This window comes from Actinopolyspora lacussalsi, from assembly GCA_030803735.1.
GTDB lineage: Bacteria > Actinomycetota > Actinomycetes > Mycobacteriales > Pseudonocardiaceae > Actinopolyspora > Actinopolyspora lacussalsi.
On record JAURUC010000001.1, the window covers coordinates 2602253 to 2616708 of the forward strand.

Annotated in this window: 14 protein-coding genes; 5 read left to right on the top strand and 9 right to left on the bottom strand. The window is 67.9% G+C overall.

All coding sequences use genetic code 11. The features are described from left to right. Nucleotides 1-111: 111 nt before the first annotated feature. From J2S53_RS11570 to J2S53_RS11590, 5 genes are all read right to left on the bottom strand, one after another. The gene (locus tag J2S53_RS11570) at nt 112-1146 is read right to left on the bottom strand and encodes a MazG family protein (RefSeq protein WP_456240971.1); all 1035 of its coding nucleotides are present in this window, start codon (nt 1144-1146) and stop codon (nt 112-114) included. Nucleotides 1147-1207: 61 nt separating this feature from the next. Beyond that, nucleotides 1208-2155, bottom strand: coding sequence for a SurA N-terminal domain-containing protein (locus J2S53_RS11575; protein WP_456240972.1), 948 nt, complete (start codon nt 2153-2155; stop codon nt 1208-1210). A gap of 87 nt (nt 2156-2242) precedes the next feature. Continuing rightward, nucleotides 2243-3313, bottom strand: a complete 1071-nt coding sequence (locus J2S53_RS11580; RefSeq protein WP_456240973.1) for an ESX secretion-associated protein EspG — start codon at nt 3311-3313, stop codon at nt 2243-2245. Between the two features lie 613 nt (nt 3314-3926). Next, complete coding sequence (locus J2S53_RS11585; protein WP_456240974.1) at nt 3927-4124, bottom strand: DUF397 domain-containing protein; 198 nt, start codon at nt 4122-4124, stop codon at nt 3927-3929. Then, complete coding sequence (locus J2S53_RS11590; RefSeq protein ID WP_456240975.1) at nt 4121-4999, bottom strand: helix-turn-helix domain-containing protein; 879 nt, start codon at nt 4997-4999, stop codon at nt 4121-4123. The genes J2S53_RS11585 and J2S53_RS11590 overlap by 4 nt, the downstream gene beginning before the upstream one ends. A gap of 104 nt (nt 5000-5103) precedes the next feature. Between J2S53_RS11590 and J2S53_RS11595 the strand changes: the two genes are divergently transcribed. From J2S53_RS11595 to J2S53_RS11605, 3 genes are read left to right on the top strand one after another with little or no spacing between them, the layout of a single operon-like run. Next, the gene (locus J2S53_RS11595; protein ID WP_456240976.1) at nt 5104-5328 is read left to right on the top strand and encodes a hypothetical protein; all 225 of its coding nucleotides are present in this window, start codon (nt 5104-5106) and stop codon (nt 5326-5328) included. After that, a complete protein-coding gene (locus tag J2S53_RS11600; RefSeq protein ID WP_456240977.1) occupies nt 5325-5573 on the top strand; it encodes a hypothetical protein in 249 nt (82 codons plus the stop codon). The genes J2S53_RS11595 and J2S53_RS11600 overlap by 4 nt, the downstream gene beginning before the upstream one ends. Next, a complete protein-coding gene (locus J2S53_RS11605) occupies nt 5570-5983 on the top strand; it encodes a hypothetical protein (protein WP_456240978.1) in 414 nt (137 codons plus the stop codon). The genes J2S53_RS11600 and J2S53_RS11605 overlap by 4 nt, the downstream gene beginning before the upstream one ends. Before the next feature lie 427 nt (nt 5984-6410). On the opposite strand, the gene J2S53_RS11610 is transcribed toward J2S53_RS11605, so the two are convergent. After that, the gene (locus tag J2S53_RS11610; RefSeq protein WP_456240979.1) at nt 6411-7295 is read right to left on the bottom strand and encodes a diacylglycerol kinase; all 885 of its coding nucleotides are present in this window, start codon (nt 7293-7295) and stop codon (nt 6411-6413) included. A gap of 187 nt (nt 7296-7482) precedes the next feature. After that, nucleotides 7483-9096, bottom strand: coding sequence for an FAD-binding oxidoreductase (locus tag J2S53_RS11615; RefSeq protein WP_456240980.1), 1614 nt, complete (start codon nt 9094-9096; stop codon nt 7483-7485). A 17-nt stretch (nt 9097-9113) separates the two neighbouring features. Here J2S53_RS11615 and J2S53_RS11620 point away from each other — a divergent pair, with 17 nt between their 5' ends. After that, nucleotides 9114-9698 (top strand): TetR/AcrR family transcriptional regulator, encoded by a 585-nt coding sequence (locus tag J2S53_RS11620; RefSeq protein WP_130468186.1) that lies wholly within the window; start codon nt 9114-9116, stop codon nt 9696-9698. A 3-nt stretch (nt 9699-9701) separates the two neighbouring features. After that, a complete protein-coding gene (locus tag J2S53_RS11625) occupies nt 9702-11225 on the top strand; it encodes a glycerol-3-phosphate dehydrogenase/oxidase (protein WP_456240981.1) in 1524 nt (507 codons plus the stop codon). A 368-nt stretch (nt 11226-11593) separates the two neighbouring features. Here J2S53_RS11625 and J2S53_RS11630 read toward each other — a convergent pair whose 3' ends face one another. Continuing rightward, on the bottom strand, nt 11594-12184 hold the full coding sequence (locus tag J2S53_RS11630; protein ID WP_456240982.1) for a type VII secretion system-associated protein: 591 nt from the start codon (nt 12182-12184) through the stop codon (nt 11594-11596). Then, complete coding sequence (locus J2S53_RS11635) at nt 12177-14453, bottom strand: putative T7SS-secreted protein (RefSeq protein WP_456240983.1); 2277 nt, start codon at nt 14451-14453, stop codon at nt 12177-12179. The genes J2S53_RS11630 and J2S53_RS11635 overlap by 8 nt, the downstream gene beginning before the upstream one ends. Nucleotides 14454-14456 lie beyond the last annotated feature (3 nt).

Below are 14456 nucleotides of genomic sequence, written 5' to 3' on the forward strand. Positions count from 1 at the left end.
GCGAGTCGGATGCTTTCCGTCGTCGCGGCACGATGGCGGACCTCCCTAGGTCACTGAACTGTTACCCGCTCCACCGGATCCGGTGGAGTCGCCGGTCACGGGTGAAAGACCTCAGCCCGGTTCGTCGATTTCACCGGTTTCGTCGGCTTTTGGCCAGTACTCGCGCCAATCGGATTCGGACAGCCCCGCGGGATCGGCTCCCGAGGTGCGCGCGCGTGCCTCGGCGGTCCGGATGCGTCGGTCGAAGGCCAGCGAGGCCGCGCGCAGCGTGTCCTCCGGGTCACCGCCGTCGCGTCTCGCGCGTGCCACGGCGTCGAACAGCTCGGCTCCCGGATGGGAGTCGTCGCCGATCAGCTCGGCCGGTATCCCGGCCCGCTCGGCACGCTGCACGAGCTTGGCCGCCAGCGCCGCGGCAGGTTGCCCGTGCGCCACACCGTCCACAGCGGACTCGCGTTGCTTCTCGCGCTGCTTTAGCTCCTCCCACCGCGCGTGCTGCGACTCCGCGTCGTGCACCGAATCATCGGTGGCGAACACGTGCGGGTGACGCGAGACGAGCTTGCTCACCAGCTCGGCCGCCACGGTGTCGACGTCGAACGGATCGGCCGCGTCCTCGGTTGCCACGCGAGCGTGGAACAGCACCTGCAGCAGCACGTCACCGAGTTCCTCCCGCATGGCACCGCGGTCGGAACCCTCCAGGGCCTCCAACAGTTCGTAGGTCTCCTCGACCAGATAGGTGCGCAGCGACTCGTGCGTCTGCCGCGCGTCCCACGGGCAGCCGCCGGGGGAACGCAGCCGGTCCATCACCGTCACCGCGTCCAGCAGCTCGACTCCCGGCGGGGGCGTCGCCCGCACCTCGCGGGCTCCCGCCGCCAGCAGTTCCCGCACCGCTGCCGAGTGGTCGTCGGGTGCGACCAGCACGACCGGCTCGCGGGCGGCCCGACGCAGCAGCTCGGCGTGCTCCGGCGGCGCGGCGGCTCCCAAGGAGTCACGGGTGGATTCGGCCAGTCCGGGATCGGCATAGACCTCCCCCGCACCACGCAGCCAGGGAACCGCCTCGGCGGGCACCACGTCCCCGAGGCGGTCGTCCACCAGCACCACCGCGCAGCCGTCGACGACGGAAGGGCGGGATTCACCGACGGCACTCATACCCCGATTGTTCCAGCCATTACTCGATCATGGTGTGCCCTCGATCGACCGGAAAGCTCAATCAGGCCCGGCTCTCCCGCTCGGGGATGCGGAAACCGCTGGTCTGCCCCTTGTCCGGCGCGACTGTGAGTTCCAGCGAGTCCCAGACCCCGTAGCGCGGGCTGAGCTCGACCCCGACGCGCTGCGCGGTCAGGCCCAGCAACCGCGATCCGAAGGCCTGCGTGAGCTGCTCGCCCTGACTGCCCAGCGAGGGTGTGCTCGACTGGCCGTCACCGTTTCCGGTGGTTCGTTCGGTGATCCGCGCGACGAGCCACTGACCGGCACTCTGCCTACCGGGTCCGGGGAAGGCGAGCACCGTGCCCTCGTCGGCCGCGAACAGCGGCGTCTGGGCGGCGAAGCTGAGCGCGCGTGACGCGCTGAGCTCACGCCCCGAGCCCGCGGGAACCCCTTCGGACCTCTCCTGCCGGATCAGTTCGGCGGCCTGTTCCGGGCCACGAGCCATGCGGTTCGCCTTGCGCTCGGCCTCGGCGCGGCTGGTGGCGCTGGTGTAGTCGAAGACCACCGAGGTGCTCGTCAGGTGCTTGCTGCCGAGTTTGCGCATCAGCACCAGTGAACGCGCCACGGAGCGGACCTCGTCGGCCGTGAAGATGGTTCCCTCGGTGGCGGCCTGCGCACCGCCCCGCTGCTGCACCCACTGGGTTATCTCCTGCTCGGAAACCCGCAGGTTCTGGCGTCGCGCGGCCACTTCGGCGAGCTTCTGCCGTACGGTGAACGCGGCTATCTGCCGCGCCAGCTCGTCCGTGCGTCCCTGCTCGTCGAGCTGTTCGCGCAGTTGCGGGCGCTCACCGACAACCGCCTCGAACCGCTGCTGCACCGTGCTCACCGGGATGGCCTGGTCACCGACGAGCGCTGCCGAGCCGATCTTGGAAGGCTGGGAACCACAACCGGCCAGCAGGCAGGCCGCGAGCAGCGCGATAATCAACCGTGGGCGGGCGATGACTGATCTCACAAGGGCCACTTTCTCACGAGCACCCGGGTGCTGTCCGTAAGCCCGCTGTGATCATGCTCGCTCACCCTCCGTACAATCACCGGGAATTCAGCGGAACCGGCCCAGCTCACGCAGCTCCCGCAGGAAGACCTCCGTGGTCGCCGGGTGGAGGTGCAGCAGCGGCTCGTCGTCCTCGTCGCGCTTGATGACCGTGAGCAGCGCCCCCTCGGGACCCGCGTAGTAGTTCAGCGGGTACTCGCACTCCCGCTCGGTGCCGCGCGAGACGTACTGCGAGCGCACGGCACGCAGCGCGAAGTCCAGCGGCGGCGCGGTCAGCCGTTCCAGCAGCCGGTGTCCCGGCGAGGTCGATCGCGTCCCGGTTGGCCGCTCGTCGTCCGGTGCGTCCGGTTCGTTCGATTCGTTCGGGTCGGACCGGGAAGGGCGGTCGCGGTCCGGCGCGGTGTGTCGGGCGGGCGGGGGCGGCATGGTGGTCGGTGCTTCGTCCACCGGTGGCGCGTCCGGCAGCAGTCCGGCCACTGTGGATGGCAAGGCGTCGGGCTCGACCGGTTCGAGCAGCACGCGGTCCTGCTCCACGGCGGCGAGCACGGCGAAGTCGTCGGCCTCGGCCACTTGGAAGCCGCCGCGCGTGGCCCCGGCGTCGGTGCGGATGGAGTACCAGCCGTAGATGCGGCGCTGCGGCGTGCGCAGCAGACGGAGCGTGTCGCGCAGCGCACCGATCGGAGCGCCACCCCTGGTCAGACCGGCCTGGCGCAGTTCGGCGTTGGCCGCCTCGACGATCGCCGCGCGTTCGCGGTGCGTGGCGCCCGGAGAAACGCCCTCCAGCCCGGCCGGTTTGGCGGTGCCCGCGCCGAACTCGTCGTGGTGCAGCACGTCGTAGGCGGCGTAGCTGAGCATGACCGGTTCGGTGATGACGCGCTCGAAGCGGGAACTCTCGAAGTCCTGTTCGTCGGATCCGGCGCCATCGAACCGGGGATCGTCGACACGGGGGTTGTCGCCCCTTGGGTCACCGACCCTCGGGTTACCGGCACGGCGACCGCGGCTGTGGGGCGGGAAGCCGCCGGGACGTGGACCTTCGGAATGGGGACCTTCGGAACGGGGACTGGACACACTCACCTCATCGCTGCCGACCTGCCGCCCCCACTCCCACGATTGTGCCATTCACAACGCCTCGCGGGGCCGCAGCGAGGACGGAGCGGTGCCATAGCAGCGCTGCCCCCGCTCCCCTCCCCCTGACGGCCCAGCGGCCCGGCGGCCCGGCGATTTCTTGGGAATTTACGCCCCGTCTCCGGCCCACCTCCCGACGATTTCGCGAGAAATTTACGCTCCGCCCACCACCGGGCCGTCCCCACAACTGGCCCCGGTCGGTGTCGAGTTCGGCGGAAGTAGGAGCAATGGCGGAGATAGAGTGAGACCCGACCGGGCGGATATGTCCAATGGGATGTGACGGAGTGGTGTTCACAGCGCCTTCGCCGCGCTAGAATCCCAGCGCAGTGAGTGTAGGCCCCGCGCACGCGGGGATGGACCCCACCATGACTGAGTCGAATCGCGTACGCGGTGGTAGGCCCCGCGCACGCGGGGATGGACCTGCCGAGTACCTGAGCATCAAGCCCGGCCCCGAGTAGGCCCCGCGCACGCGGGGATGGACCGTGCTCGGCCCAGGCGCGGAGCACCTCGGGGATGTAGGCCCCGCGCACACGGGGATTTGGAGACAGTAAAAGCGCCTCCGGAACCACTTCAAAGCTCCGGAGGCGCTGTGTTCGTTCGCTGGGGTTCAGTCGAAGCGGTTGGTCTTTACCGCGTTAATGAAGGTGGCCCACTGCTGACCGGTGGTGGTGAAGTACCCGGCGGCACGATCCTTGGTGTCGCGGATCGCCGCGCCACCGTCGAGACGACCGACTTCAACGCAGTTGGTCTCCTGACTGCTGTAGCTGCTCTTACGCCACGTGCTCACCGCGTGCGACAGAGTCACGTCGCCTCCAATCGTTCGATTGTCTCGGTGATGAGCTCCCTCGATTCCTCTGCACTCATCGCCAACCGATCGATATCATCCCGCGCATCAACGAATGCCGAAACGTCCCCCTCGTCACGCAGAAAAGCGCTTGACCTGTGGTGTTCCAAGTGCACCACAGGCGAGGCACGCTCGAACTCCAGCAGCATGAATGGTCCGGCGTGCGCTGGAGTCCAACCGAGATGCCTCGGTATAACGCGCACTTCGACGTTGCCTCGCTGACTCATCTCGGTCAGGTGCAACAGCTGTTCCGCCATAACCTCCTCATCACCAACAGCTTGGTGCAGCACCGAGTCCAATATGAAAGCTGTGTATGCAGCTGGCGCTTTCCGACGAGTGATGACATCGCTGCGTCCCAGTCGAAGCGCTACACGCTCGTCTACATTCGGAACTCCGGTGCCCATGATGGCCCGTGCATAGTCTCCGGTTTGCAAGAGTCCGGGCATGAGCAGTGGAGATACGTCAGTGATCGCAGTAGCGGTACGCTCGAATTCAAGTAGAGCGGTGAGTTGATCACCTTCTCCTGTGGCTCCCACCGAAACCGAGTTGACCGGTTCGGAAGCCGCTTCACGAGTCAACTCAAGTAGTCGGTCTCGCTGGTGACTCGGCAGGTCCAACACCGCGCACATCGCCGAGACCGACTCGGTGGATGGGACTCGCCCACCACGCTCCCAACGGACTACGACCGAATGCGAAACATCGAGCTGCGTAGCCAGTTTGCGAACGGTCATTCCGGCTCCTACCCGTGCTTCGCGAAGTTCAGAGCCAAGGATGTAGGCACGTGGTGCGAGGTTCGTGGTCCCGGTCATGCACCACACCGTAAATGAGAACAACATCTGTGGAGATCACCTGAAAGAGCTATTGTCCCAATGGTCTCGATACCTACAAACTGGTCTCACACCAAATACAAGTAGTTAATACTGACTACAGGAGGTCATCGATGCCAATCAGGTACGAGGTGCGTCATCCGGGTGTGCGGGTGTGGTGTGGCAACGAGTCGGGCTGGTCGTCGTCGTTGCTGGTGTGGATCTCTTGTTGGACGCCGGAGGTGATTCGGATCGAGACGCCGACGGTGTTTCACCGGACGGTGTGGACGGTCGAGCAGGCCGTCGAGCTGCGGGATGTGCTGACCGCGGCGGTGCGGACTGGAAGTGATGCTCGATGACCAGCTACGCGGGCAGGTTGGGCATGTGGCTGGCCCACGAGCAGTGGGAACTCGAACAGGCCTCCTACGACATCCCGGCGCGGCAGGCCACCCCCAGGCAGTGCGCCGAACTCGCCGGGGTACTGCAGCGGCTCTCGGATGAGCTGCGGGACTACGCCGCCGGGCTGGCCTTCGGCGGCGGAAACCCTCCGGAGTCCGGTTCGATCGACCCGGACGAGTTCCGCAGGCGGGGTGAGGCGGAGTGAGCACCCATCCGGCGATGCTGCTGACCACCGCCGTCGTGCTGACGGCCACCGCGATCGTGCTGGGTGGCTGGGGCAACCGGGCGAGTTATCGGCCCCGCCACGCGGGCGGCAGCGGCCCCGCCGCCCGCAGACTGGCCGCACTGCGGCTGGAGTCGTACTTCCGGGACGAACAGTCCACCACCGAGCTGATCGGCTGGCCGCTGTGCGACCCGGACGAACACCCGCACCTGTTCCGGCTCGACCCACCGGCACCGGTGCTCCCGAATCCAATTCCGGCGCAACCAGCAGCACCAAGTCCCACCCTGACGACCAGCCCCACGGCACTTGATCCCGTGACCGATCCGGGTGGGACAGAGCATCCCGAGCTGGCCATGCTGCGCCGCGTCCTCGACGGGCTGCACCGCCTCTAGCCACCAACTACCCGCCAGCTTCCGTCCCCACGATCCATCTCCCCACCCAGACGGCCCGGAACCGTGTACTCGGCCAACCCTCGACAACCGCCGAGACACACCCCGGGCCATCGGTGGCGGGGCGACAATTTCCCAAGAAATCGCCGCGCACGCCCCACGCAGCGGCGACAATTTCTCGCGAAATGTACAAACCGCCACCACCGAAAACCCCGCCCGGCCGGGCGGGGACCCTATGGCAATCCACAATGGTGGGAACAGATACCGGAGTCATCGCCAATCCAGCCTCCGGAGCGACCTGCCCAAAGCCGCTATGTCAGTCTCTGGGGCTCAGCCGAGCTGGTCGGCCTTGACCGCGTTGATGAACACTGCCCACTGCTGATCGGACACGCTCGCCCACCCGGCGCACCACTCCCGGCGATTCCCGCGCTCAGCGCGGCTCGGACGGCACCAGCACGTTCACCGCGCCGGGAACGCACTCGGCCGTCAGCGGCAGCCGCGCCAGCGGCTCGCCGTCGCCGTAGGCGGTGACGCCGGGTGTGGACACCGACACCCGCCGGGCCCGAACCGTGGTCACCTGCGAATACTCCACGTGCCTGCCGTCGTAGACGGTGGGCAGCAGCCGTATCAACCGCCGCGCCGCAACAGGCCCGATCACGGTGACGTCGAACCAACCGTCCACGTAGGACGCTTCGGGGCAGATCCGCATCCCGCCGCCGTAACTGGGACCGTTACCGATCGCCACCAGCACCGCGCTGGTCTCCCACGACTCGCCGTCGAGTTCGAGGCGGTAGTCCAACGGCCGCAGCTTGGCGAGTTCCGCGACCACTGCCAGGTTGTAGCGCCACTTGCCGCGCGGCCAGGACATGCGGTTGGTGCGCTCGTTGACCTTGGCGTCGAACCCGCACGACAGTACGGTGCCGAACCACTGCTCACCGCATCGACCGGCGTCGATGGCACTGGTGACGCCCGCGAGCACCACCCGCGCGGCATCCTCGGGATCGCTGCCGTGCAGCCCCAACATCCGCGCGTAGTCGTTCCCGGTGCCCGCCGGGATCAGCCCGATCGGCGTGACGGTGCCGACCGCTGCCCGCAGCGCGATGTTCATGATGCCGTCACCGCCGCAGGCGACCAGCGCGTCCGTGCCGGAGGCGACGGCGTGCTCGGCCAGCCGCGCGGCGTGCGTGGCGCCGGTGCCCACCAGTTCGGTGACGGACGCACCGTCGCGTCGCAGCCGTTCGGCGGCGCGACGGGCCGCCTCGCGTGCCCGCCCCTTACCGGAAGTCGGATTGACGAGTAAGGAGATGTCGCGCACCGGCCGCTCCCTCGTTCACTGTCGCGATACCTGCCCGGCCGACCTAGTCGGCCGGAGTATTTCCGTCGGGGTTTCCGAGAGCACGGTCGACGGAACCTCCCGCCGGGCCGCTTCCTCCCTCACCACACCGAGCGGTGCTCATCCGAGCGTCGATTTCTCGCGAAATCGCGGCGCTCTGGTGGGGTAGTCACTTCGGCGGGAGCAGTTTCCCGGGGTTGAGCACCCCTTCGGGGTCCACGGTCTCCTTGACGGCGCGCAGTACGTCGAGGCCGAGTTCGCCGACCTCCTCGACCATCCAGTCGCGGTGGTCGGAGCCGACCGCGTGGTGGTGCGTGATGGTCGCGCCGACCGAGGTGATCGCGTCGCCCGCCGCCCGCTTGGCGTGCTGCCACTGCGCCACCGGATCCGCCGCACGCGCGCAGGCCACGGTGAAGTACAGCGAGGCGCCGGTCGGGTAGATGTGCGAGACGTGGCACATCACCAGCGGTGGAGTCCCCTGCTCCCCCAGTGCTTCGGTGAGCGCTCCGTGCACGGCCCGGTACGTCCGGTCCAGATTGGACCACGTGGTGGCGGTCTCCAGGGTCTCGGCGAGGGTGTTCACGTCCAGCAGCGCGTCGCGCAGGTACGGCGCGTGGAACCGGCCGCGGTCCCAGGAGTCCGCCGGTTCCGCACCGAGCGAGGTGCCGCCCGCCGCTCGCAGCAGTTCGGCGACCTCGGCGTGGCGGGCTTCGACGTGCTCGGCCGTGCCCTCGTAGGTGGTCACGGTCAGACAGCCACCGGAGGGCGCGCTCTCCCCCACCTCGGAAGAGGAGAGGTTCAGCCCGGTCTCGGTCTCGTCGGACAGCCGCGCCACGGTCGGCAGCGAACCGGTCCGCGCCAGTTTCCGCAGCGCCGCCGCGCCGGTCGCGAAGTCCGGGAAGGACCACGCCTCGTGGCGCGTCTCGGCCGGTGCCGGACGCACCCGCACGGTCACCTCGGTGACCACGCCGAACGCCCCCTCGGAGCCCAGGAAGAGCTGCCGCAGGTCCGGCCCCGCCGCCGAGGCGGGCGCGCGCCCGGGGTGGATCGTGCCGCGCGGGGTCGCCACCCGCAGGTCCAGCACCATGTCGTCGAACCGGCCGTAGCCAGCCGACGCCTGCCCGGAGGACCTGGTGGCGGCGAAACCGCCGATGCTGGCGTACTCGAAGCTCTGTGGGAAGTGCCCCAACGTGCAGCCCCGCTCCCGCAGCAACCGCTCGGCCTCCGGGCCGCGCAACCCCGCCTGCAGCGTGGCGGTACCCGACTCGGTGTCCAGTTCGAGCAGTCGATCCAACCTGGCGAGGTCCAGGGCCACCACGACCGGCAGCGCCGAGCGGTCCGGGCTCACCCCGCCGACCACGCTGGTGCCGCCGCCGAACGCGATCACCGCGACCCGGTGCCGGGCGCAGGCGCGCAGCACCAGTTCGACCTCCTCGTGGCTGCCGGGCCGCACCACCGCGTCGGGGGCCTCGTCCGCGTCACCGGAACGGCGGCGCAGCAGGTCCGGGGTGCTCTTGCCGCCGGTGTGCAGCAGTCGCGTGTGCTCGTCGGTGTGCAGGTGTTCGGCACCGACGGCGTCCTGGATCGACGCGCGGGCCACGTCCGGCAGCGCCGACTCGCGGATCCGCACCTGATCGCGGGGAACCGAGGGGGTGTCGCGGCGGGGCACGCCGAGCGAGTCGGTCAGCAGCGCGCGCAGGTGTTCGGGCAGCGGATCGGCCTCGGACGCGGTGCCCCACGCGTTCCACATCGGCTCCGGGGTGCGGTGCTGCGGTGCGGTCATGCGCTACAGTTTTACACATGACGTCAAGTCGTAACGAAGACGGCATCCTGGACGCCGCGCGCGAGTGCGTCCTCGCCGTCGGGATGCGCCGTACGACGCTGACCGAGGTGGCACGCCGCGCCGGGGTGAGCAGACCGACCGTCTACCGCCACTGGCAGGACATGCGCTCGCTGGCCGCCGACCTGTTGACCAGGGAACTTCGCGCGCTGCTGCCCGACGACGAAGAGACCGGCGGCAACGCCCGCGAGCGCGGGCTGGACCGGATCGTCAGCACCGTGGCGGCCGTACGCGAGCACCCGCTGCTGCGCAAGATCCTGGAGACCGATCCGGAACTGCTGATCACCTACACCTTCGACCGGCTCGGAACCAGCCAGCGCGAGATACTGGAGGTTTTCGCCGCCGCGATCCGAGGGGGCCAGCGGGACGGCTCGATCACCGACGGCGATCCCGAGGAGCTCGCGGCGATGCTGCTGCTGGTCACCCAGTCCGCCGCGCTCTCCGCGCGCCTCGTGGCGGACCAGCTGCCCGCCGAACGCCTGGACGAGCAGCTGCGCACGATGCTGGAGAACTACCTGCGCCCCGACTCCCCCACCGAGGAGTGACTCATGCGCGACACCTCGCTGAACGCCGCCCGCAGGAATCGCGAACTGTCCGAACTGGCCGAAACCGAGCGGGTGGACCTGCTGGTGATCGGCGGCGGTGTCACCGGCACCGGAGTCGCGCTCGACGCGGCCTCCCGGGGGCTGTCGGTGGTGCTGGCCGAGCGGCACGACCTGGCGTTCGGCACCAGCCGGTGGAGTTCCAAGCTCGTGCACGGCGGGTTGCGCTACCTGGCCTCCGGCAACGTCGGCATCGCGTACGAGAGCGCGGTGGAGCGCGGAATCCTGCTGCGCCACACCGCCCCGCACCTGACGGCGCCGCTGCCGCAGCTGGTGCCGCTGCTGCCGGAGACGAGCACGGGACAGGCCGCGTTGGTGCGGACGGGTTTCCTGGCCGGGGACGCGCTCCGACTGGCGGCGCGGACCGGTTCGAGCTCGCTGCCTCGCTCCCGGGGGATCAGCACCGCCGAGACACTGCGCATGGCGCCCCCGGTCCGAAACGAGGGATTGCGCGGCGGGCTGCTGGCCTGGGACGGGCGATTGACCGACGACGCCAGGCTGGTAACCGCGATCGCCCGCACCGCGGCCGGACACGGCGCCAGGGTGCTCACCCGGTGTGCCGCCGAGGACGTCACCGGTGAAGGGGCCGTGCTGCGCGATCGGTTCGGCGGCGGGACGGTGCCGGTGCGGGCGCGGGCCGTGGTCAACGCGGCGGGTGTGTGGGCCGGTGAGATCGCCGGGGATCTGAAGCTGCGCCCCAGCCGCGGAACGCACCTGGTGGTCGCGGCCGAGTCGCTGCCCGGTCTGCACGCGGGACTGACGGTGCCGATCCCGGGAACCACCAACCGGTTCGTGTTCGCGCTGCCCGCCGACAACGGAAGAATCCACATCGGACTCACCGATGAGGAGGCACCCGGAGACGTGCCGGACTTCCCGGAAGCGGCGCGGCACGAGGTGGACTTCCTGCTGGAGACGATCAACACCGTGCTCACCGAACCGCTGCGTTCGCAGGATGTGCTCGACACGTACTCGGGGCTGCGTCCGCTGCTGGACGGCGGCGAGTCGGACGGCAGCGCGGATCTGTCCCGGAGCCACACGGTGCTTACCGGCGAGAACGGCGTGATCAGCGTGGTGGGCGGCAAGCTGACCACCTACCGGCGCATGGCCGAGGACGCGGTGGACGCGGCGGTCCGGCACGCCGGGCTGAGCGCGGGACCGTGCCGCACCAGGCGACTGCCGCTGGTGGGAGCGGCCGACCGGGCGCGGTTGTCCCGGGTGCGCGCACCGCGCGAGCTCGTCGCGCGTTACGGCACGGAGGCGCCGGCCGTGCTCGAACAGGCCGAGGGGGACGGGGCCGCGCTGGAACCGGTCACCGGGAACGTGTCGACCACCCCAGCCGAGCTGCGGTTCGCCGCGCGGCACGAGGGTGCGCTGGACACAGCGGACCTGCTCGACCGCAGAACCCGTGTCGGCGTGGTGGCACGCGACCGCGAGGCCGCGCTGCCCGCCGCCCGGCACGCGCTGGAATGAGGCGAGCGCGCCGGAAGCACCAGCGGCGGGTAATCAGGTCCGCGCCGGGAGACCGACGCCAGCCCCGATGCCTCTCCGTAGAACGTGCTGGTCATACTCCCGGTGCTGTTCGCGACACTCGCCGCCCGGCGGCACTGATAGGACGGTTTTATCCCCAAACGAAGTACGAGCACACGATTCGCAACGGTTTCATGATCGGTGAAGGTGCTCGGGTCGCCCCGTGTGACAGCTCCGACTCGTACACCCTCCGCATACGCCACAGCGAGCATTGACCGGAAAGGTGAGTCACCGGCAGTACGCGCGAGGGGAATTCGCCCCCGGAAAACGAAGATCTGATCGAACATCCTTGCCATCACTGGTGGGGATCGTCACCCATTGCCCGATTCGGCGGACATCGCGGCCACGATATCTCGCCCAGGAAGACTCACCGAGGGAACACTTCCCGCGTTGAGCACCAGATAAACCTCGGATAGCATGTCACGAATCGCAGCCACCGGAATCGAAACCACCCGCCCTCCAGAAGTATTCCGTTCCTCGGAAGTGCAGGCATAAACAAGGCGGGTTCCCGACTGATCAGCCACCACGGGAATACGACCCGGATCCCCGGGATCGACCGAAAACAGGAGTTCCACACCACTTCCCACGAGCTCCGCTACGAGCCCTTCCTCCGGACCGTAGCCGCTGGCAGCCAGCTCCAACGCTCGTTCAACAGCATTTCGAGGCTCAGGGAAACCCCTGACTTTCGGCCCGGGAAAATATTTTGGATTCGCGATGTAATCGTTCGTCAAAATATCGCCCGACTCCGAGACGGGAAAAGCGCCACGAACACCCCAGCCAGGAACACTTCCGTTCGCGTCGAACTCCGGATCGACAACATAGACACGTTTCCCGGGGTTAGCGAGAGCTTGCTGCCTCATCCCTTCGGTAACAGCGGGAACAGGAATTTGATGGTTACTCATTGCTTCCCTTCAACGGACTGTAGTTCGGATTCGGCTCGAAATTGTCGGAACGCACGGGAAGACCGGACTCAGGATCTTTAATTATCTCGTATCGACCAATTATCCGCTCAGGAGAAGTGCCACCGACATGGGCTATCTCCTCCTGCGCCTGGTACTGATGCCCTGGCACGCTGGCATTTACATCGATGCCACCGGGGGCATCTGTCACGTAAACATACTTCCTGTCGGCAAACTGCAACCAAATGTCCTTGTCACGAGACCAAGAAACATACCCCGATTCTGTATTGTTCTCAACGTAGTCATCGAGGTCCAGATTTCGCGCATCTCTCGCCTCGAACCCATTATCGAAAACATCGGAGCGATCATCGACACGGTACAACAACTCGTTGCTCTGGCGCCACACCATGTTGTCAGGAAGCTGAGCCGGATCGATCGGATCAATCGCGGTTTGGCGTATGTCTTCCGCTATGCCACTCCCTTCCAGCTCGTCGACATCATTCCCGGATCGCTTCGCCACATCCGAAGTTTCGTCTTCCTGGCCGGGGGCATCCCGGGAAGGAACATCATCACTCCCACCCGAAACATCTCGGTACGTACCCGAATTCTCACCCCGGGTACCCTCTCCTGAACCCGGCTCGGAACGAGAGACGGACTCCGCATCCCGTGCTCCAAAACTTCCGTGAGAGTCAGGAGAACTTACGCCGTCGGGCTGCGGGCCGAACCCGCCGTCCGGGCGAGGACCGGGGCCGAAGTCCTGCTGAGGCGCACTGCCCGGCCCGAAAGGATGCGTCCCCGCTTGCTGTCCGGCAGGATCGCCGAAACCTCCCGTTCCGGGGGAGGGTGGTTCCGGCCGCAGCGGTTGGGCCGGCTGCGGCGACAGGTCCTGATTCGTCCACGGAGGCGCCGAGCTCGACACCTCGTGTTGCGGGACGTTCGGTTGCGCGAGGTGCTGCTGCGGTGGAGTCGGATTCCCCGCCGATTGGCCATGACCTCCCGGCTGCTGCCCCTGATTGCTCGGTTGGTTCGGCTGGCTCGATTGGCTCGGCTGATTCGGCTGGTTCTGCTGGTGCTGGCCGTGGTGGGATGGCTGACTCGAGCGTTGTTGCGATCCACTCGAGCCGTCTTTCGACGGGGACGACGACCCGGCATCGGGCTCGTCGGGCTTGGCACGCTTCACCGTGGAAGACAGGTCCGAGGCACGCTTACCCAAACCGGCGAGCTCATCGCCGGACCTGCCGAACTTCCCGGCCATGCTGCTGAGCTTGGCCGCGCCACCGCTGCCGCCGGCCAACGAGGCCAGCGCACTCGGCACCGACTTGCCGAGGGCCTGCGCGGGATTGTTCTGCCATCCCTCGACATTGAGGGTGGTCTTCACGGCCTGGTACGGGTGCGTCACCGCCCCGACCACGCCTTTTCCCATGGTTAAGAGGTTCTCGCCGTAGGAGGCCGGATGGGTGAGGTTGTACGGGTCGACCGGATTGATCATCCGGATACCCTTGACCATCTCGGCCGCACCGGAGACCACACCACTCCCGAAATCCTGGAGCGCGTCGATGTGGGCCTGGAAGCCGTCGACCATGTTGTCGCGCCACCTGGCGAGCACACCGGGCTCTTCCGGGGCATCCGCACAGGCGCGCTTCAGGATCCCGGCAGCACGGTCGCCCGCCGCGTTCACCTCGGCCTTGGCTTGTTCGATGATCTCCTTCGCGGCACGCTTGTCGTCCGCGGTGGGATCGACGAACTCGCCGGGACGTGCCATGTCGGGTGCCGGTCCACCACCGTTGGCACGTCGAACCTGCGCGTTGTAGTTCTCCACCTCGGCGTTGTGCCGCTGCCGGGCTTGTTCGGAGCGCTGCTGAGCAGCTTCAAGGTCCTGTTGTGCCCGGTTGGCCCGCCGTTGTGCGGACTCCAAAGTCTCCGCGTAGTCGGTGACGGCCTTCCCTGCCTCGGTCAACGCGTCGGCGGCACGAAACCATTTCGGAGCGGCCTGGTCCAGGTACGCGTGGAAACCGTCGGCGGCCTTGCCGTACCAGCCGCCGTCGTCGATGGCCCTGAACCCCTCACCGGCTCGCTCGCACGCCTTGCCGAGCGTGCTCAAGTGATCGGCCGTCTCGCGCAGGGTGGCCGGCTCACCGGGTACGGGGCCTTGCCCCTGCGAACGCAACCAGTCGGCGGCGGTCTCACCGCCCCCAGGAACCCACTCCACGGCATGGTCGAAGTTGTCGGCGATCCAGGCGGCGTCCTGCCCGATCGAACTCTGATTGCTCATACC